General features: G+C 69.5%; 14 protein-coding genes and 1 pseudogene. 6 read left to right on the top strand and 9 right to left on the bottom strand.

Annotation, left to right across the window (positions count from 1 at the left end; all coding sequences use genetic code 11):
• Nucleotides 1–6: 6 nt before the first annotated feature.
• Nucleotides 7–492, top strand: a complete 486-nt coding sequence (locus E3T61_RS11915; protein ID WP_134641079.1) for an NUDIX hydrolase — start codon at nucleotides 7–9, stop codon at nucleotides 490–492.
• A 218-nt stretch (nucleotides 493–710) separates the two neighbouring features.
• Here the strand turns inward: E3T61_RS11915 and E3T61_RS11910 are convergent, their stop codons facing one another.
• Complete coding sequence (locus tag E3T61_RS11910) at nucleotides 711–2,129, bottom strand: MFS transporter (protein ID WP_134641078.1); 1,419 nt, start codon at nucleotides 2,127–2,129, stop codon at nucleotides 711–713.
• A 146-nt stretch (nucleotides 2,130–2,275) separates the two neighbouring features.
• Here E3T61_RS11910 and E3T61_RS11905 point away from each other — a divergent pair, with 146 nt between their 5' ends.
• On the top strand, nucleotides 2,276–3,748 hold the full coding sequence (locus E3T61_RS11905) for a peptide MFS transporter (protein WP_134641077.1): 1,473 nt from the start codon (nucleotides 2,276–2,278) through the stop codon (nucleotides 3,746–3,748).
• A 419-nt stretch (nucleotides 3,749–4,167) separates the two neighbouring features.
• Here E3T61_RS11905 and E3T61_RS11900 read toward each other — a convergent pair whose 3' ends face one another.
• Nucleotides 4,168–4,632 (bottom strand): cytidine deaminase family protein, encoded by a 465-nt coding sequence (locus E3T61_RS11900; protein WP_198418680.1) that lies wholly within the window; start codon nucleotides 4,630–4,632, stop codon nucleotides 4,168–4,170.
• Nucleotides 4,633–4,790: 158 nt separating this feature from the next.
• On the opposite strand from E3T61_RS11900, the gene murJ reads away from it, so the two are divergent.
• Entirely contained in the window at nucleotides 4,791–6,371 is a 1,581-nt protein-coding gene (gene murJ / locus E3T61_RS11895; RefSeq protein ID WP_134641076.1) for a murein biosynthesis integral membrane protein MurJ, read from the top strand.
• A gap of 46 nt (nucleotides 6,372–6,417) precedes the next feature.
• Here the strand turns inward: murJ and E3T61_RS11890 are convergent, their stop codons facing one another.
• From E3T61_RS11890 to E3T61_RS11865, 6 genes are all read right to left on the bottom strand, one after another.
• A complete protein-coding gene (locus E3T61_RS11890) occupies nucleotides 6,418–7,203 on the bottom strand; it encodes an N-formylglutamate amidohydrolase (protein ID WP_134641075.1) in 786 nt (261 codons plus the stop codon).
• Between the two features lie 20 nt (nucleotides 7,204–7,223).
• Nucleotides 7,224–10,625 (bottom strand): sensor domain-containing protein, encoded by a 3,402-nt coding sequence (locus E3T61_RS11885; RefSeq protein ID WP_166793214.1) that lies wholly within the window; start codon nucleotides 10,623–10,625, stop codon nucleotides 7,224–7,226.
• Nucleotides 10,626–10,829: 204 nt separating this feature from the next.
• Nucleotides 10,830–12,488 carry a glycoside hydrolase family 13 protein gene (locus tag E3T61_RS11880; RefSeq protein ID WP_134641073.1) on the bottom strand — a complete coding sequence of 553 codons (1,659 nt, stop codon included), beginning with the start codon at nucleotides 12,486–12,488 and terminating at the stop codon, nucleotides 10,830–10,832.
• A gap of 46 nt (nucleotides 12,489–12,534) precedes the next feature.
• Nucleotides 12,535–13,443, bottom strand: a complete 909-nt coding sequence (locus E3T61_RS11875) for a carbohydrate ABC transporter permease (RefSeq protein ID WP_134641072.1) — start codon at nucleotides 13,441–13,443, stop codon at nucleotides 12,535–12,537.
• On the bottom strand, nucleotides 13,443–14,378 hold the full coding sequence (locus E3T61_RS11870) for a carbohydrate ABC transporter permease (protein ID WP_241992532.1): 936 nt from the start codon (nucleotides 14,376–14,378) through the stop codon (nucleotides 13,443–13,445). Before E3T61_RS11870 ends, E3T61_RS11875 begins: the two co-directional genes overlap by 1 nt.
• Nucleotides 14,379–14,404: 26 nt before the next feature.
• Nucleotides 14,405–15,733, bottom strand: coding sequence for an ABC transporter substrate-binding protein (locus E3T61_RS11865; RefSeq protein WP_134641071.1), 1,329 nt, complete (start codon nucleotides 15,731–15,733; stop codon nucleotides 14,405–14,407).
• 82 nt (nucleotides 15,734–15,815) lie between these two features.
• Between E3T61_RS11865 and E3T61_RS11860 the strand changes: the two genes are divergently transcribed.
• Both E3T61_RS11860 and E3T61_RS11855 read left to right on the top strand, forming a co-directional pair.
• Entirely contained in the window at nucleotides 15,816–17,081 is a 1,266-nt protein-coding gene (locus E3T61_RS11860) for an ROK family protein (protein ID WP_134641070.1), read from the top strand.
• Nucleotides 17,082–17,292: 211 nt separating this feature from the next.
• Nucleotides 17,293–17,763 (top strand): annotated as a pseudogene (locus E3T61_RS11855) (hemerythrin domain-containing protein); the annotation flags it as partial.
• Between the two features lie 277 nt (nucleotides 17,764–18,040).
• On the opposite strand, the gene E3T61_RS11850 reads toward E3T61_RS11855, so the two are convergent.
• A complete protein-coding gene (locus E3T61_RS11850) occupies nucleotides 18,041–18,322 on the bottom strand; it encodes a hypothetical protein (protein ID WP_134641068.1) in 282 nt (93 codons plus the stop codon).
• 218 nt (nucleotides 18,323–18,540) lie between these two features.
• On the opposite strand from E3T61_RS11850, the gene E3T61_RS11845 reads away from it, so the two are divergent.
• On the top strand, nucleotides 18,541–19,020 hold the full coding sequence (locus tag E3T61_RS11845) for a hypothetical protein (protein ID WP_134641067.1): 480 nt from the start codon (nucleotides 18,541–18,543) through the stop codon (nucleotides 19,018–19,020).
• The last annotated feature ends 32 nt before the right edge of the window (nucleotides 19,021–19,052 follow it).

Here is a 19,052-nt window from a genome sequence, read left to right as displayed (position 1 = left end):
GGCGCCGTGGCGGTGCTGAGTGCGGGCATCCTGCTCTACCGGTTGACGGATGCCGCGGAGCCGGAGGTCTGGATCGCGCACATGGGTGGCCCGTTCTGGGCGCGCAAGGATGCCGCATCCTGGTCGATTCCCAAAGGGGAGTACCCGCTCGGGGCAGACCCGTTCGACGCTGCCCGGCGGGAATTCGAGGAGGAGATCGGGGTGCCGGCACCCGAGGCGGACTACGTGCTCCTGGGCGAGTTCCGGCAGCCGTCGGGCAAGGTCGTGACTGTGTTCGCGGCCGAGGTCGACCTGGTCGTGCACCAGGTGGTGAGCAACACCTTCGAGCTGGAGTGGCCCAAGGGGTCCGGCCGGTTCCGGGAGTTTCCCGAGGTGGACGACGCCCGCTGGGTGGGGCTCGCGGAGGCCCGGGCGAAGCTGGTGCGTGGGCAGGTCCCCGTGCTGGAAGCCCTGGCGGAGCTGTTGCGCGCGGAAGGGCGGCTGGCGCGGTAGTGCGCGGGTGGAAGTCCCGGCAGGTGAGGCTGGACGGGGCTGCGCGCGGGCTCCCCGGGCTTTATGCGGGGTAGGCGCCGTTATGCGGGTGGCGCGCCAGCGGCGTAGCGGCGCCTTCCCCGCAGATCGCGGCATCNGCGGCGTAGCGGCGCCTTCCCCGCAGATCGCGGCATCCGGCCCGCCGAGCCCGCCGAGCCCACCGAGCCGCCGAGCCACGCTCAGCGGGCCGCCAGCCGGGGCCGCCGGGCGGCGACCTCCGCGCCGGCGTGGGCCGGCATCCGCCACGCCTCGACAGCTGGGAGCAGGAGCAGCAGGGCCAGCACCGCAAACGCCCAGCGGTAGCCGAGCTCGGTCGCGCCAGGGTCGACCAGGGTCGCGCCGGCGGTGGTGGCCCGCACGATCAGCGCGGCCATCGCGATGCCCAGGCCCACGGCCACCTGCTGCAGGGTGGACGCCAGAGTGTTCGCGCCCGAGGTGAGCGCCGCCGGTACATCGGCGAACTGCACCGAGTTGTAGCCGCTGAAGCCGATAGACCTGAACACCCCACTTGCGAACAGCAGCACCGCGATCACGGCGATCGGGGTGCCCGGGTCGACGAACGCACACAGAACGAACACCACCGCTCCGCAGAGGTTGCTGCCCATGATCACCGTGCGAAAGCCGAACCGGCGGATCAGCGGGCTCGTCGCCGGCTTGATGGCGACGTTGCCCAGGAACACGGCCATCACCAGCAGCCCGGCCTGCGACGCGCTCCAGCCGAACCCGGTCTGGAAGAGCAACACGAACAGGAACGGGGCGGCACCGATCAGCAGCCGGTAAACCAGCCCGCCGACGTTGCCCACCCGGAAGGTGGGGATGCTCAGCGCGGTCAGGTCGAGCAGCGGATGCTTCGCCCGCCGCAACCGCAGCACCGCGCCCACGCCCACCAGGGCCGCCAGCGCGAGCAGCCCGCCGGCCAGCCACCAGTTCGTCGGGGCCGCCCCGACCTGTTCCATGCCGAGTACCAGCGCGGCCAGGGCCACGCCCACCAGGGTGAAGCCGGCCCAGTCCAGTCGGTGCCGGTGCGTCGGGTCGATCGCCGGCACCACCCGCAGGGCCACCACGAACGCGACGAGTCCGATCGGGATGTTGACCAGGAAGATCCACTGCCAGCCCACGGTATCGGCGAGCACCCCGCCGAGCACGGGCGCGAGCACCGGCGCCAGCAGGGCGGGCCAGGTGAGGTACGCCATCGCATCCAGCAGGTCACGCTTCTCGACTGCGCGCAGCACCGCCAACCGTCCGACCGGCACCATCATCGCGCCGCCGATTCCCTGCAGCACCCGCATCACGACGAGCATCGGCAACGAGGTGCTCAATGCGCAGAGGGCGGATGCCACGGTGAAGATCACGATCGCCAACGCGAAGATGCGCCGGGTGCCGAACCGGTCGGCCAGCCATCCGCTGACCGGAACGCCGATGGCCAGGGTGAGCAGGTACGCGGTCATGGCGATGTTGATGTCCACGGCGTTCACGCCCAGGTCGCGGGCCATGGCCGGCGCGGCGGTCTGGATGATGGTGCCGTCGAGGTTCTCCATGAAGAAGGTGCCGGCGACGAGAAGGGCGAGGGGGCGGTTGAGGGTCGCCGATCTGGTCATGGACTCATTCTGCCGTGGTGGGGCAGGGATCCAGCCGCGCGCCCCTCCGCCGGCGGTGTCAGAGCCTGCGGATAGCGCACGTCGGTGAGGCCGAACGTCCCGGCCGGGGCGGAGCTGTCGCGGGCGCGAAGAGTACCCTTGGAACAATGACCAGCATGACGGAACCTGATTCACAGATCCAACGGGACGACCACCGGTTCTTCGGACAGCCTCGAGCGCTGGCGAGCATCTTCGGTGTGGAGATGTGGGAACGGTTCTCCTTCTACGGGATGCAAGGCATCCTGCTGCTCTATTTGTACTACTCGGCGGCGGATGGCGGCCTCGGGATTCCGCAGGCCACCGCGGCGGGCATCGTCGGCGCGTACGGCGGCGCGGTGTACCTCTCCACGATCCTGGGCGCCTGGATCGCCGACCGGCTGGCCGGCTCCGAGCGGGTGCTCTACGCCAGCGCGTTCATCATCATGTTCGGCCACATCGGGCTGGCCCTGATCCCCGGCGTGGCCGGCGTGGTCGTGGGCCTGATCCTGATCGCGTTGGGCAGCGGTGGCCTCAAGGCCAACGCGACATCGGTGGTCGGGGCGCTGTACCGCAAGGAAGATCCCCGCCGGGATGCCGGTTTCTCGCTGTTCTACCTGGGCATCAATCTGGGTGCGTTCTTCGGCCCGATCCTCACCGGGCTTCTCCAGTCGACCGTCGGCTTCCACTACGGATTCGGCCTCGCCGCCGTCGGAATGGCGATCGGCCTGACCCAGTACTCCTTCGGGCGCAAGCGGCTGCCCGCCTCGTCCCACGAGATTCCCGATCCGCTGCCGCGCAGCCGGTATATGCCGTACGGGCTGATGGCGGCCGGGGTCGTCGTGATCCTCGTGGTGCTGGTGATCCTCGGAGTGATCACCGCCACGAACCTGGTGACCATCGTGATCGGGGTGACGATCGTCGCATCCGTGGGGTACTTCGTGGTGATCCTGGGCAACCGCAACATCTCGGCGGTGGAGCGGAAGCGTGTGTACGCGTTCATCCCCCTTTTCATTGCGAGCGTGGCGTTCTGGTCGCTCTACCAGCAGCAGTTCACCGTCGTGACGATCTACTCAGACCTGCGCCTGGACCGGGGCTTCTTCGGGTGGGAGATGCCGGTGTCGTGGGTGCAGTCGATCAACCCGATCTTCATCATCGTGCTGTCCGGGGTGTTCGCCGCGCTGTGGACCCGATGGGGCACCAAGCAGCCGTCGACGCCGGTGAAGTTCGCCTTCGGCACCGGCATCATGGGCATGGCGTTCCTTCTGTTCCTGCCGTTCGCCGGGGGCGGGGCGAATTCGACTCCGCTGCTGGCCATGATCGGCATCCTGTTCGTGTTCACCGTCGCCGAGCTGCTGCTGTCGCCCGTGGGGCTGTCGGTGTCGACCAAGCTCGCTCCCGAGCTGTTCAAAACCCAGATGGTCGCGCTGTTCTTCCTGTCCGTCGCCCTCGGCACCGCGATTTCCGGTGTTCTCGCCGAGTGGTATGCGACGGCGCCCGAACAGTTGTACTTCGGGGTGTTGGGCGGTATCGCGATCGTGCTCGCCATCATCCTGGGTCTGTTCGCCCGGCCGATCCTGCGCCTGATGAGCGGCGTGCGCTAGAACCTCGGGGTGCCCGCGTGCGGGTGATGCGGGGGTGCGGATGCTGCGGGGTTGCGGTGCGGGGGCACAGCGCCAATGCTGGCGTGCGCGTGCGCGTGCGCGTGCGGGTGCCGCGCCGCTATGCGGGTGCTGCGCCGCTATGCGGGTGCTGCGCCGCTATGCGGGTGCTGCGCCGCTATGCGGGTGCTGCGCCGCTATGCGGGGGTTGCGCACCTGTGGCGCGGGCCCCGCATAGCGGCGTGTGCCCCGCGCTTCGGCGTCATGCGGGCCACGCGCCGGTGTGCGGGTGGCGCGCCACCCGCCTACCGGCGCCTGCCCCGCATACCTCCGCATACCTCGGCGGACCTTCGTGTACCTCGGCCGGCACCGCGACGGATGCCCGCATGAGCTGCCGTCAGTGCCGGGTGAACCCCGGTTGTTCAGCCGAAGCGGTCCTCGTCGAACAGGCCGACACCATCCGCCATGCTCCACGCTGCGGCGAACGGCATCAGCGATTCGATGCGCACGGCGCGCACACCCTCGGCGGTTGGCAGCAGCACGCGGATGCCCGGGTGGTAGTCGAAGAGAACCTGCCGGTCTCGCCCGCAGGGCCCGACCACTCCGCGGCCATGGTTGCCGACGGCGACGATCGTGGTGATGTCTCGCGCACCGTTGGCCCGCGCCGTGCCCAGGGCGACCAATTCGGCGCAGGGACCGCCGGTGAAGTGGAAGAGGTTCACGCCGGCGAACATCCGGCCGTCGGCGTTCAGGACGGCCGCGCCCATGGTGTGCGCGCCGTCTTCGTCCGGCCCGGCATCCGTGTTGGCATCGATGACCTCCCGGGCCAGCTCGATGAGCAACAGGTCACTCCCGGTCGGTAATTCGAGATCAGTGGCTGCGGGCATGGGGCCATCCTACGGAGTGGGTCGACGCCTCTGCGCCCTGGAACGACCGATAGCGCGCCCACGCGGCGACTGGCGCCCCCACGGTTGTGGGAGTCTAGGCGGATGGGGGATCAACCGTCGGCCTGCCGACTCTGCTTATCCGGGCTGGGGCGCTGCAGGTGAGCGCACGCGGCGCTATCGGGTCGATGATGGCGGCGACGCTGGTGTCCCGGGCGCTCGGTTTCGTCAAGTCGATCCTGCTGGTGGCGGCCATCGGCGGCAGCAGCGTCGCCGTCGGCGGTCAGACCTTCGAGATCGCGAATTCGGCGCCCACCTACCTGTTCGCCCTGATCGCCGGCGGGGTGCTCGGCGCGGTGCTCGTTCCGCAGCTGGTGCGCAACCTGCAGAACGGACCGGCCGGTCAGGCCGACACCGACCGGTTGCTCACAGTCGTTCTAGTGGGCGGCGCCGCGGCGACGGTCATCCTCACCCTGGCCGCCCCCGGTATCGTATGGGCCTATGCCACGACCCTGTCGCCCCAATGGCATGGTCTGGCCACGGCGATGGCGTACTGGTGCCTGCCACAGGTGTTCTTCCTGATCGCCTTCGCCGTGCTCTCCCAGGTGCTGAACGCGCGCGGTGTCTTCGGTGCCCCGGCCTGGGCGCCGGCGGCCGCCAATCTCGTGGGCATCGGGGGAATCGTGGTGTTCCTGGCCCTGCTGCCGTCGGGGCTGGGTGGCGTGGATGAATGGGACGCGCAGATGGTGGCGGTCCTCAGCGGATCTGCCACGCTGGCCATCGCCATTCAGGCCATTCTGCTCGTCATCCCGCTCCGGCGGATCGGGTTCCGATTCCGGTTCCGCTGGGGCTTCGGCGGGCTGGGACGGATGTCGACGTTGGCCGGCTGGACGCTTCTCGGCGTCATCGCCGGCCAGGCGGCCTATCTGGTCACCTCCAACGTCGCAAGCGGTGCCGGCCAGACCCTGCACCGGATGGGAATGGACGGGCCCAGTCTGAACTCGTTCTCGGTCGCCTACCTGCTGATGCTCCTGCCACACGGCATCGTCACCGTGTCGTTGACCACGGCGCTCTACACGCGCATGAGCGGATTCGCCGCCCGGAATGACGTCGGCCAAACGGCCGCGCTGTCCGGTGCTGCGGCGCAGCCGGTCGCGTACGTCTCCATCGCCGCGGCGGCGGTCTTCGTCGCGCTGGGGCCACTGATCACCACGGTGTTGTTCGGCGGCCCGATCATCGGAGCGGTGCTGCAGGTCTTGGCGGTCGGGCTCATCGGCTTCAGCCAGGCGTACGTGCTCAATCGCACATCGTTTGCGCTGCAGGACGCCCGCGGCCCGTTCGTCACCCAACTCGTCATTGCCGGCCTGTCCGCCACCGGGGCTGCGGCGGCCGCGCTCGTCCTCCCGCCGGAATTCGTGGTTATCGGCATCGCAGCCGGCATTTCGCTTGCGAATCTCGTCGGCTGGCAGACCGCCCACCTCGCGCTCCAGCGCACCTTCCGGGCCCGCGGACACGTACCGGTGAGCCGCCCAGGCGGAGCTCTCGGGTATCTGCGCCTGGTCGGTGCCGCGGTCGCCGGCTCCGCAACCGGGCTGGCGCTGCTCACCCTCGTGGGCACCCCCACAGGCTTCGCCGCTCAGCTCGGCCTCCTCACCGCCGCCGGTGCGGCCATTGCGACGGTGTTCGTATCGGTCAGTTGGCTCCTCGGCGACCGCACCCTGGGCAACCTGCGCCGCTGGTGACCTGGACCGCCCGCGAACCCCAGTGCCCCTGAAGTGCCCCGACCGGTCAGGCCAGCCGGTCGACCAGGCGCTGCAGGCTCTGCTGCAGACCGAGGAAGCCGGCCTCATTGATTTCGACGGTGGCCTCGTCCAGGTAGACATCCCGGCGGAGCTCGAGCATGACCGAGCTGACCCTCGCATCCGTTCGGTAGTGCTTCAGCGGCACGTAGGAACCGGCGAAGGGGGTGTTGGCGGCCGATTCGAGACCGGCGAAACTCTCGGTCACCGTTCGCAGCAGCGGGGCGGATGCGTGGAACGGGTCGGATCCGATGCACAGCGGCGCGCGGGCAGCACCGCCGTGCAGCTCGTAGGGAAGTTCCCGCTGCGGGTACGAGTGCACGTCGATGATCACGGCCCGGCCGTGCTGCGCCAGGGTGGCGTCGACGAGGTTGGTGAACCGGCGCGAATAGCCGGCGAAGTACTCCAGCAGCGACGCCTCATCGGCGGCGGACACCCGGCGGATCTCTTGCCCGCGGGAGCCGTGGGTGTAGAGCACGCCCATGCCGACGGCATTCATCTCCTCGGTCTCGTCGGGGAACCGCTCCACGTCGACCGCGAACCTGGACATCGAGTTGATGACGGCGCTGGCGCCGGTGATCGCCGCGACGAGGGTGTCCGTGTGGTGATCGGTCATGGCATCCTTCTCGACCTCCAGCTCCGGCGGGGAGATCAGGTACGAGCCCAGGTGTTCCGGCGGGATGATGCGCCCGCCGTGCGGGGCGTGCAGAATCACCGGCGTGCCGGCCGAGTTGTCGATGACCTGAAAGTATGTGGTCGGGGGTTCTGTGATCATCCGGATGCGGCGGGCACGTCTCAGCCGGGCCAGGGCGCCGGGCGACCGAAGAGGTAGCCCTGGCCGTGCTGCCAACCCTGGGCGCGCAACGTCGCCTCCTGCTCCTCGGTCTCGATGCCCTCGGCCACCCCGGTGAGGCCGAGGTGGGCGACCAGGCCGGCCAGCCCCGCGGCCAGCGCGCCGGAGCCGCGGGCGCCGGCATTGTGCGCGCCATCAGCAGTGGACCCGCCGGCGCCACCATCAGCGGCAGCACCATCACCAGAAGCACCGTCAGACCCCAACCGACCCACCGCTCCCGGTGCAGCAAGGTCGGCGACGAAGCTGGCGTCGAGCTTGAGGCCGGTGACCGGCAGGTCGCGCAGCACCGCGATCGAGGAGAACCCGGTGCCGAAGTCGTCCACGTGCAGGCCGATGCCCCGGTCGCGGAGCGCCGCCACGCTGCCCGCCGTGTGCGCCCGCAGCGACATCACCGCGGTCTCGGTGACCTCCACGACCAGCCGGGACGGGTCAACGCCGTGAATGTCCACGATGCCCAGGAACTTCTCGGCCCACTCGTCGTGGGCCAGCTCCACGGCCGACACGTTCACGCTGATCGTGCCGGGGGCATCCGGATGCGCGGCCAGCACGGCGCAGACCTGGTCGAGCACGCACCGGCCGATGCCTACGATGAGGCCGGACTCCTCGGCGACGGCCAGGAAATCCTGCGGCGACAGCAGCCCGCGTTGCGGGTGCTGCCAGCGCACGAGCGCCTCGTGGCCGACGACCGTGCGATCGAAAAGGGCCACCAGCGGTTGGTAGTGCACCACGAAGTCGCCGGCGAGCAGCGACATCCGGATCTCGTCTTCGATGGTGAGCCGGGTCATGGCCTGGGAGTGCATGGTGGCGTCGAAGAACTGCCAGCGGGCCCGGCCGCTGCGCTTGGCTTGGAACAGGGCAGAGTCGGTGTCACGGAGCAGGCTGGCGGCGGTGGAGTCCGGCATGGACAGCGCGATGCCGATCGACACCGTCGGCATGATGCGGTGCCCCTCGATGGTGAGTTCGGTGCCGAGGGCGGCGGCGATGCGCTCGGCCACCCGCTCCACCTCGGTGGGGTCGCGCCCATCGGGGACGACGACCACGAACTCGTCGCCGCCGAACCGGCCGACCCGGTCCTGGGAACGCATCGCCCCCATCATCCGCTCGGCGATCTCGGCGAGCACCTCATCGCCGGCCGCGTGGCCGAGCGAGTCGTTGACGAGCTTGAAGTTGTCGAGGTCGATGAACAGCACCCCCACCACACCCTGGGAACGCTGGGCCTGCTCGAGGTCCAGTTCGAGCGCGTTGAGGATCCAGGCCCGGTTGTGCATGCCGGTGAGCTTGTCCGTGAAGGCGTGAAAACGCAGCTCCTCACGGGCCTCGTGCTCGGCGGTGACGTCCTCGAGCTGCACCACCAGGCGTTCGGGGGCGTTCGCGGCGTCCCGGATCACCGACGCGGTGCGGCGCGCCCAGATGATGGCGCCATCCGCGCGCACCAGCCGCAATTCCATCGTCTGCGAGGAGCCCCCGCCCGTGACCGAGGCGGCCCGGGACTGGTGCAGGGCACGCAGGTCGTCGGGGTGCACGAGTTCATCGGCGTGGCGGCTCAACAGCCAGGCCTCGTCGCGTTGCAGCAGACGGCAGAGTGCCGCATTGATCACCTGGATGCGTCCGGTCAGGTCACACAGGATCATTCCCGTCGACGAAGACGTCAGCACCGCCTTGAACATCTGCTCGGAGGCCTCAAGCGCCCGCTGGGCAAGGGTCTCCTCGTGCACGTCCCGCAGCGACACGACCCGGCCGATCAGGTCGCCGTTAGCGTCGCGCATCTCCCGGATCGACGCCGAGATCCAGCGGTGCACGCCGTTCTTGCGCTGCACCTGGAACGGGGCGAGCTGGAGCATGCCGTCGGTGAACGCGTCCCGGGTGTCCAGGACCTCGGCCATGTTGTCGGGGTGCACCAGGTAGGTCGACAGCTGCCCGACCAGGGCATCCGGGCTCCAGCCGAGCAGTTCCTGCGCCGACGGCGAGACCCAGGCGATCCGGTCGTCCGGGCCGACCATGAGAACGACATCGGAGGCGTTCTCGGCCAGGAGCCGGTAGCGGCGCTCGGACTCCTGCACGGCCAGGGCCGCCAGGTGCTGATCGGTCACATCGCGCAGCAGCACCGAGATGCCCTCGCCGACGGGGGAGACCCGCACGTCGTACCAGCGCTGCCGGACGGGGTCCTCTGACTGCACGTTCGCCAGTCCCTGCGCACGGCCGCTGTCGAGAACCTCCGCGCAGAGCAGCGCCAGCCGATCGCCGATCGCGCTCGGCAGCTGTTCGAGCAGGGAGCTGCCGAGGAGCTGGTCCCGGGTGGCCTGCTGGAATTCGCAGGCGGCCGGGTTGGCCTCGGTGACCAGCAGGTCGACGACGGCGCCGTGCGGGTCGCGGGCGGCCGTGACCACGACGTACGGGTCGGCGAGGCTGTCCAGGGAGGCGCGCAGAATGGCCCGCTCGGACTCGGTGGCCCGTTCGGCGTCAACGAGCGCGTCGATGCTGGTGAAGCCGTGCACACCGCCGATGACGGCACCGTCGCGGTCGAGGATGGGGCCTGAGGAGATGACGAACCACCGGTAGGTTCCGTCGGCGCAGAGCAGGCGGCACCGGCCCTGGCTGCGCTCGCCCTCGAGGAGACGACGCATCAACTCGCGAGACCTGGTCTCGTCGTCCGGATGTTCGAAGTCCCGGCTGACCCGGCCGATCACGGCCGCCATCGGCCACCCGGTCGCCGCGGAGACCGACGGGGACGCCCACTCGATAACGCCCCGCGTCGCCGTGCGCAGGACGAAGTCGGTGACGTTGTCGCCGAGGTCGCGGTAGCCGGCGAACACCCGGTCCGTCGCCGCACGTCCGCGGGGAGTCTCGGTCACATCGGTGAACACGACCATCTCGGCCATCGGCGTGCCGTCAGCGTGCACGGCCGCGGTTCTGCTGACGCTCAGCCAGGCCAGACGATCGGTGGTGTTGTGGATGCTGGGCAGCGCCACTCCCACGATGTGATCGCCGAGGCCGAGCCCGCCGTGCGTGGTGAGCGAGCCGGGTTCCCGGTCGAAGTGGATCGGCAGGCCGCGCTCGTCGATGGGCTGCCAGTGCGCACCCTCTGCGACGGTGGCCAGCAACTGCTCCCAGGTGAGGTGCAGCAGGCGCGCCGCGGTGGTGTTGGCGCCGATCACCCGGCCGTGGGGATCTCGGATGACCGCGCCGCTGCCGGCGGGCACCACCGGGAGGTGCCCGTCCAGGCCGGCCGGCATTCCGGTGGGCCAGCGCAGTGCGTCGTCGTGGCCGTGGGCGTCCGGCACCGGGGAACTCCCGGCCAGCGGGCCGCCAACGTGGGTGCCGTCGACGGTGGATCCCCGCGCCATCGTGCCCCTGCCTGCGAGCCTGAGGGATCGCGAATCTGTGATCGGTAGTCGAATAGTACCGGATGCCCATAACGGCCCCGGTGTCCTCGCCCTGCCGTGCCCGACGTCGCGCGGCCGTGCCCGGCGTCGCCGTGCGGGCACGGCGCCGTTAGGCGGGTGGCGCGCCAGGGGCATAGCGGCGCCTGCCCCGCCTAACGCCGCAGGCTACAGCTCGCCCGTGGCGAGCCACACCGTCGTGTCCGGCGGCAGGTCGTCGCCGACCGGGCCGCTGGCGAGCAGGATGCGGCCGGCCGGGAGGGGCGCCGCGACCTCGCCGAAGTTGGTCACACACAGCCATCCGCCCGGGCGTTCGAACTGCACGACGTCCGCGGCTCCGGCCGCACGCCAGGTCAGCTGTTCGGCCGACTGCAGCACACGCCGTGCGGCCAGCGCGCTCCGGTAGAAGGCCAGGGTCGATGCCGGGTCCACGGACTGCACCTCGGCCGCGTACTCGGAGAACCAGGCAGGTTGCGGCAGGTGGGCGCCGCCCGGACCGAAGCCGAAGGAGGGCCCGGTGGCCGTCCACGGCAGCGGCACCCGGCAGCCGTCGCGGCCCTTCTCCTTGCCGGCGGAGCGGAAGAATGCGGGGTCCTGCAGCGCGTCGGCGGGCAGGTCGGCCACCTCGGGCAGGCCGAGCTCCTCGCCCTGGTACAGGTACGCCGAGCCGGGCAGCGCCAGTGCCAGCAGCGTGACGGCCCGGGCCCGGCGCAGGCCCTGCTCGGTGTCGGGTGCCGGCGACGTTCCGCCGGTGAACAGCCAGTCCTGCTGGGCTGTGCCGGCCGGCAGGGCATACCGGGACGCGTGCCGCACTACATCGTGGTTGGAGAACACCCAGGTCGACGACGCTCCGGACTGCTCGGCCTCGCGCAGGTTGTCCTCGATGATGCTGCGGAACTCGGCCGCGTTCCACTCGGCCTTGAGCAGGTCGAAGTTGAACGCCTGGCCCAGACCCTCGGGGCTGGCATAGCGGGCGCGACGCTCCGCCGGCACCCACGCCTCCGCCACGGCGGTGCGGGGCGGGTCGTAGCTGTTGAACAGCTCACGCCATTCCGCGTAGATCTCGTGCACCTCGTTGCGGTCGAACAGACGGTGCGACCCGTCGACGGGCATGGCGGCCTGCAGCTCGGCGTGGCTGGGCAGCGGCTCGGTGAGGTCCTTGGTCAGGGCGTGCGCCACGTCGATGCGGAACCCGTCCACACCCCGATCGGCCCAGAACGCCAGGGTGCGCAGGAAGTCGTCGCGCACCTCCCGGTTGTCCCAGTTGAAGTCGGGCTGTTCGCGGGCGAAGAGGTGCAGGTACCACTGGCCGTCGGCAACCCGGGTCCAGGCCGGTCCGCCGAAGATCGATTCCCAGTCGGTGGGCGGCAAAGCGCCGTCGGGTCCGGTGCCGTCACGGAAGATGTAGCGCGCCCGCTCGGCCGATCCGCGTGGAGCGGCGAGGGCCAGGGCGAACCAGGCGTGCAGGTTCGAGGAGTGGTTCGGCACGATGTCCACGACCACCTTGATGCCGGCCGCGTGCAGCGCCGCGGCCATCTCGTCGAACTCGGAGAGGGTGCCGATCCGCGGGTCGACGTTGCGGTAGTCGTCCACGTCATAGCCGCCGTCGGCCAGGGCGGACGGGTAGAACGGGCTCAGCCACACCGCATCCACCCCGAGCTCCCTGAGGTAGTCGATGCGGGAGATCACGCCGGCGAGGTCGCCGATGCCGTCGCCGTTGGCGTCGGCGAAGCTGCGCGGGTAGATCTGATAGACCACGGCCTGGCGCCACCAGTTGGCGTCGAGGCTCCGGTCGCTCTGGCTGGTCTGGGATTCGAGGAGGGTCATACGGTCTCGCTTTCTGCTATCGAATGAGAATCGAACAAATGGATGGTCACTTGACGGCTCCGCGCATCACGCCGGAGAGCACCCAGCGCTGCGCGAGCACGTAGACGATCAGCGTGGGCGCCAACGCCATCAGGTAGGACGCGAAGGCCAGGTTGTAGTCGGTGTTGAATTCGCCCTGGAACAGGTTCTGCACCACGGGCAGGGTCTGCAGGGTCGGGTCGGCGATGATCATCTGCGGCAGCAGGAAGTCGTTCCAGGCGCCGAGGAACGCGAAGATCGCGACCGTGGCGTTCATCGGGCCCAGCAGTGGCACGATGATCCGCCAGAATACCTGCCAGGTGGACGCGCCGTCGAGGCGGGCCGATTCCTCGATCTCGACCGGGATCGAGCGGATGAAGGCTATGTAGAGCAGTGAGAAGAAGGAGATTCCGCCCAGAACGTGCAGCAGGATCACCCCGACCGGGTTGTCGAGGCCGAGCACCGCGGTCTGTTTGATCAGCGGCAGGATCAGCACCGGGAACGGGATGAACAACGCCGACAGCAGGTAGACGTAGGACGCCCGGAAGAACCGGCGTTCCCAGTTACGGGCGATCGCGTAGGCCACCATCGAACTGGCCAGCACGGCGCCGATCACGCTGAAAACCGTGACCAAGGCGGTGGACATCAGGGCCCGGCCGAAGCCGACCGTGACCCAGGCCGCGGGGAAGTTGGCGAATTCGACCGGGTTCGGCGTTTCCAGGCCCGTTCCACCGGTCTGGGACGGCCCCTTGAGCGCCATCACGACAGTGAAGTAGAGCGGGATGAGGATCGTCAACGCGGCCACAAGAAGCACGATGGTGAGCGGCCAGTTGACCTTGTAGCTCTCCTTGGGCGCCTTCAGGGCGCGCCTGGACGGGGGAGCGGTGGCATCCGTCGGCTGCACCGGAGGGTGGGCGATGGTGGTCGGTACGGTCATCAGAGGGACACTCCCCGGCGCTGGATGATGCGGAGTTGGAACAGGGAGATGGCCACAGTGATGATGAAGAACACCACGGCGTTGGCCATCTGGTAGGCGTAGTCGCCGCCGGTGAAGCCCGAGAAGATCTTCATCGCCACCGACTGGGTGGCCGTGCCCGGCCCGCCGCCGGTGAGGGCCACGATGATCTCGTAGGCGCCCAGGTATCCCTTGAAGCCCAGGATGACGTTGATCACCAGGTAGCCCAGGATCAGCGGCAGGGTGATGCTGGCGAATTTGCGGAATCCGCCGGCACCGTCAAGCTCGGCGGCCTCGTGCACCTCGCCGGGGATGGACTGTAGGCCGGCCAGGTAGATGATCGTGACCCCGGGAGCCGCCTGCCAGACGGTGACGAACACGACGGCGATCCAGGCGAACCTCTCGTCGGAGAGGATGCTCGAGGCGAGCGGGGTGAAGCCGAGGCTGTCGGCCAGCGCCGGGATGGTGTTGGAGAACAGGTAGTTGAACACGTAGGCCACGACCAGGCCGGAGAGCACCATGGGGATGAAGAACAGGGTGCGCATTCCGGTGCGCCACTTGATCTTCGCGTTCAGCGCGAGCGCCAGCGCCAGGGAGAGCACGTTCACCACCAGGGTGGACACCAGGGCGAAGAAGAAGGTGAACAGGTAGGCCTGCAGGATGGTGGGGTCCTTGAACATGTTCACGTAGTTCAGGGCGCCGATGAACTTCCAGTCGCCGTAGCCGGCGTAGTTCGTGAAGCTGAACAGCACCCCGGTGAGGGCGGGGAACACGATGAACAGGCTGAACAGTGCCAGCACCGGCACGAGCATGACCAGGTAGGTGCGGTCGAGGCGGGCGTGCCGCCGGGGCGGGGCGGCGGCCGGCGCGGGACCGGCGTCCCGAGGCGGGGCCTCGAGCAGAGTGGGTAGCGTCACAGAAGACTCCTTCGTCTCAGGGCTGGTCAGTTGGTGGTGGTGGGCACGAGCCGGTCGGCCACGCGCTGGGTGTCTTCGTCGAGGTTCCGCAGCAAACCCTCTCCGTTGCCGGTGCCGGCGAAATACTGGATGTAGTTCTGGGCGGGAACGGCCGGGGGCATGTAGGTGACCGCGCCCTGGTAGTAGCGACCGGCCTTGAAGAGCGGGTCGAGGCCGGCGATCTGCGGGTTGGCCTGCGCCGGCGCATCCGTCAACGGCGAGAACGCCGCATGGTCGGTGTTGAACGCCTCAACCACCTCGGGCTGCATCAGGAACTCGACGAACCTGCGGGCCTCGGCTGGATGCTCCGTAGTGCGCAGGATGGACAGGGCCGAGTCCACGTTGACGCGAGCCTTGGTGTCGGCCGGGTCGTTCGTCATCGGCAGGGCGAAGGTGCCGATCTGCATGTCGGGGTTGATGCCGTTGATCTCGGACAGCGCCCACGGGCCCTGGAAGTACATCGCGGCCTCACCCTTGGCGAAGGCGGCGTTGCCGTCGGGGTACGACCGGGTGGCGGCGCCCTTCTGGGTGTAGGAGAGGATGGTTTTCATCTTCTCGACGGCCGGCGCGAAGGTCTTCGTATAGGACCGTGTGACCGGGGCGGCGCCGTCTTCGGGCGGAGCGTAGAACGCGGCCACATCCACCAGCCCGCCGGTGGTGTAGTCGAACAGGCCCTGCGCCAGGGTCCAGCTGTCCTTGTAGGTGCCGTAGACCGGGGTGACGCCGTTTGCCGCGAAGACCTCGCAGGCGGCGACGAATTCGTCCCAGGTGGTGGGGACCTCCACCCCGAACTGGGCGAAGATGGCCTCGTTGTAGATCACCCCGGCGCCGGCGAGGGAGAACGGCAGGGCGCTGACCTCGGTGCCGTTGTACTGTCCCCAGGAATTGACCAGCTCTTGCGCGGACGGGTCGACCCGGTCGGCCGCCTCCAGGTCGGACAGGTCGGCGTAGATGCCCTTGGCGGCGAAGTCGGCCGAGGCATAAGCCCAGCCGCGGGTGGTGACGTCCGGCGGGGTGCCGCGAATCAGGCCGGGCACCAGCGCGGCCTCGCTGTTGCCCTGGACGACGCGGATGTCGGGATTCTCCTCCTCGAATCGCTGCACCAGGTCGGCGAAGTACTCCACGGCCTCCGGCTTGTTCTGCATGAACTGGATCGTCACGACGTCGGAGCCGGCGGTGGCGCATCCGCTCAGCGCCAGGCCGGAAGCCAGCGTCACGGCCAGCACGGCGGCCGTGCGGCGGCGCAGCGCGGTGCGCCGGCGCCGAGGCGTTGCCGCACGGCTGTGGGGTGCAGTTGGTGAGGGGTCAGGCAGCATTCGAGCTCCTTTGCTCATTTATATAGATCAAATATTTAATGCCTGATGTATTATGCCTACATGCCCGTTGAAAGGTCAAGCGATGAGTCCTGACGTCTCGTCGTCACCGCAGGTGCTGCGCCGGGCCAACCGTCTTGCCCTTCTCGACCGGCTGCGGCGGAATGGGGCGATGACCGGCACCGACCTGATGAACGCCACCGGGCTCACCCGCGCGACAGTCCACGGCGTGTGCGACGACCTGATCGATTTGGGCTGGGTGATCGTGGTGGAGGCCGGCCCCGACGCCGGCCCGGTGCCGAAGGGCCGTCCGGCCCGGGTGTATGAGTTCAACGCCCGCGGCGGCGTGGTGTTGGGCATCGACATGGGCTACCACCGGGTCACGGTGTTGGTCACCGACATGCGTGGCGAGACCCTGGCCCAGCAGGTTGAGCGCTTCGACGAGTCCGACACCTCGGCGCCCACCCGCATCGACACCATCGACAGGTGTGCGCGGCGCGCTCTGGCCGCCGCAGCGACCGATACCGGCGCCGTGCTGGCGGTAGGGGTGGGCGTGGCTGCGCCCGTCGACGCGCTGGGGCGCACGGTGCCGGGGAACGAATTCTGGACGATCATGAACGTTGACATCGGCCACGCCTTCGGTGAACGCTACGGCTGGCCGGTTGTGGTGGACAACGACGCGAACCTCGCCGCCCTCGCCGAGCGCTGGCGAGGGCACTGCACCGGCTCAGAAGACTTCGCGGTGATCCTGGCCGGGGAACGACTGGGTTCCGGGCTCGTGGTGGGCGGCCGGGTGCTGCACGGCAGCCAGGGCGCCGCCGGGGAGATGGCCTACCTCGCGTCGACCGAGGGGGTCGGCGGCGCCGAGGGCATCGCGATGCTCGCCGTCGAGTGGGGCGCCGCGGAGGTGCAGCGGTCGGTGGCCGCCTCGGAGACTGACCGGGGCATCCTGGTTCGGCTGAGCGGAGGGCTGCCGTCGGCGGTGACCGCCGAGATGGTCTTCGAGGCGGCCAAGGCGGGGGATGCGGCGGCGCTGGCCATCCTGGACCGGCTCGGCGAGCGGTTCGCGCGGGTCATCGCCACCCTGTCCACGCTGGTGAACCCCGAAATCGTGGTGCTCGCCGGTGCGATCGCCGAGGCTAGCCGGGCGCTGATCCCCACCATCGAGCAGCACCTGCCGTTGCACACATTGATGCCGCCGCGGATTTTCGCCTCCGCCCTGGGCAGCGAGATCGTGTCCATCGGTGCCGTGCGCACTGCACTGGACCACACCGAGGTGCACGCGCTGGACCTGTCCTTGGCGGCGGCGACGGTGCCCGCGGGCTCGACCGTGCCGGCCGGGCGGGTCTGACCGTGTGGCGGCGGTGGGGGCGTTCGCCGAGCCGGAAACCGTCGCGCGGGCACGGCGCCGTGAGGCGGGTGGCGCGCCAGGGGCAGAGCGGCGCCTGCCCCGCCTGACGCCGAGGTGCGGCTCGCGGGCACCGCTCGAGCAGCCGCACCCCTTGAACGGCAGCGGGCACGCGGCTACGGTCTCAGCGTGCACGTCCGACGAAGGAGGCCCCATGGCTGCCACAGCCCTGCCGTCCAGCGGCGATAACCCCGACGATCGCGGCACTCGAGCGAGCGCGGCGAAGATCTGCGACGCCCGCGGCATGGCCGAGATCCATAGGATGTTCCGGGCCGGGTTCGGTGAGAGCCCGGCGCTGGTGGGCGGGGTCGCCGACGGAGACGCGGAACAGGCCGACATCGTCGGTGACTACCTGGCGATGCTCTCCACCGGGCTACACGCGCATCACGAGGGTGAGGACACCATGCTCTGGGGCCGCCTGGAGCGGCGCGCCCCGTCGTGTGCGGCCCATGTCGCACGCATGAAGGAGCAGCACGCGGCCATGCTCGTGCAGCTCGAACGGCTCGATGCGAGCCTGCCGGGCTGGCGGGCGAGCGGCCGGGCGGCGGATGCCGCATCCGTTGCCACCGCGCTCGCCGGCATCAACGCGGCGCTCGCCGTGCACCTGCCCGACGAGGAGGGCAACATCGTTCCGGTGATCGAGACCGTCATCACGCCCAAGGAGGTTGATGCGCTCTCCGAGCACGGTCGCAAGGCCACCCCCAAAGGCAAGATGTTCATTCAGCTGGGCACGATTCTCGCCGCACAACCGGATGGCGGGGCGGACTGGCAACGCGAACACCTGCCCGCTCCGGTGCGCCTGCTCTGGCGGCTCGTGGGCAAGTCGCGTTACGAGCGGTACCGGGCGGCGCTGGTCAAGTAGGCGCTGGCGGAGTCGGTGCTGGTGGCGTCAGCGGCCGGGGCTACCAGCCGGACGCGGCAGGGAACAGGATCTGCAGCAGGTACGGCCAGAGCAGCGTGAGGGCCAGCGCCACGGGGACCAGGACGACCACGAGCACGCCCAGCGCGAACGAGTAGCTGAGGATCACGGCCATCAGCTGCAACCCGACGAACGCCACGGGCTCACCGCGCACCTCGTGTACATCGTCGAAGATCGTCAGGCCGTCGTCGGCTGCGTTGTATGGCACCGCGTTGATCGGCGCTGCCGAGTGCTGCTCTGGCGCGTTGTGCTCTGTCGTGTTCATCTGTACCCCCGGGGTGAAGACTACCGGTGCATGAAGTGGTGCGGTCGGTTCGACAAGTGACCCGCGGCCGGGTGCGATGTTGCGCTTACGGTACCCCCGGCGTGGGTGCGGTGCAACGGGCGGATATAAGGTGCTGCCGGCGCCGGAAGGTCTAGCGGGCCCAGGATTCGCAGGCGTACCGTGGATCGGGAGGCGCCGGCGCTCGAGGAGGAGCTGAGATGGCCGTCAGGGAGACTTTCACCGCCGAGGAATGGCAGGCAGTGGGGGCCGCGCCGTTTCTGGTGGGCCTGTACCTGGTGGGGGCGTCACCGCAGGGGCCGATGGGCGTTCTGACGGAGATGTTGGCCGTGGAGAAGACCCTGACGATGGAGGCTCATCAGCCGGACGGGTTGCCCATCGTGAAGGAGATCGAGGCCGATCTGGAGGCGAAGGTGCTCACCCGCGACCTGGGGGTGATCGACGGCGCCGCCGACGAACAGGCCCGGGTGCTGGGCGAGTTGGCGCGGGCGTTGGCCCTGGTCGAGGCCCAAGCCCCTGCCCTGGACTCGGCGTTCCGGGCCTGGTTGTTCAGGGTGGCCGAGCATGTGGTGCGCCGGGCCGTCGAGAGCGCCCCGCCGGGAGCCGGGGGCACGCAGCTCACCCGGCACGAGGCCGCGGCGCTGCAGACCCTGGCCGGGATGCTCGGAGTGCCGCAGTGACCCGCATGCCGCGCCGTCCCCGGCGGTGACCC

The sequence above is a fragment of the Cryobacterium lactosi genome, from assembly GCF_004403945.1.
Lineage (GTDB): Bacteria > Actinomycetota > Actinomycetes > Actinomycetales > Microbacteriaceae > Cryobacterium > Cryobacterium lactosi.
This window is presented reverse-complemented; position numbering and strand designations above follow the sequence as displayed.

Bases quoted from the DNA above. Each gene is read 5' to 3' on its own strand.
- E3T61_RS11910 (WP_134641078.1), bottom strand. From the start codon at position 2,129: ATGACCAGATCGGCGACCCTCAACCGCCCCCTCGCCCTTCTCGTCGCC.
- E3T61_RS11905 (WP_134641077.1), top strand. From the start codon at position 2,276: ATGACCAGCATGACGGAACCTGATTCACAGATCCAACGGGACGACCAC.
- E3T61_RS11900 (WP_198418680.1), bottom strand. From the start codon at position 4,632: ATGCCCGCAGCCACTGATCTCGAATTACCGACCGGGAGTGACCTGTTG.
- E3T61_RS11890 (WP_134641075.1), bottom strand. From the start codon at position 7,203: ATGATCACAGAACCCCCGACCACATACTTTCAGGTCATCGACAACTCG.
- E3T61_RS11885 (WP_166793214.1), bottom strand. From the start codon at position 10,625: ATGGCGCGGGGATCCACCGTCGACGGCACCCACGTTGGCGGCCCGCTG.
- E3T61_RS11880 (WP_134641073.1), bottom strand. From the start codon at position 12,488: ATGACCCTCCTCGAATCCCAGACCAGCCAGAGCGACCGGAGCCTCGAC.
- E3T61_RS11875 (WP_134641072.1), bottom strand. From the start codon at position 13,443: ATGACCGTACCGACCACCATCGCCCACCCTCCGGTGCAGCCGACGGAT.
- E3T61_RS11865 (WP_134641071.1), bottom strand. From the start codon at position 15,733: ATGCTGCCTGACCCCTCACCAACTGCACCCCACAGCCGTGCGGCAACG.
- E3T61_RS11860 (WP_134641070.1), top strand. From the start codon at position 15,816: ATGAGTCCTGACGTCTCGTCGTCACCGCAGGTGCTGCGCCGGGCCAAC.
- E3T61_RS11850 (WP_134641068.1), bottom strand. From the start codon at position 18,322: ATGAACACGACAGAGCACAACGCGCCAGAGCAGCACTCGGCAGCGCCG.
- E3T61_RS11845 (WP_134641067.1), top strand. From the start codon at position 18,541: ATGGCCGTCAGGGAGACTTTCACCGCCGAGGAATGGCAGGCAGTGGGG.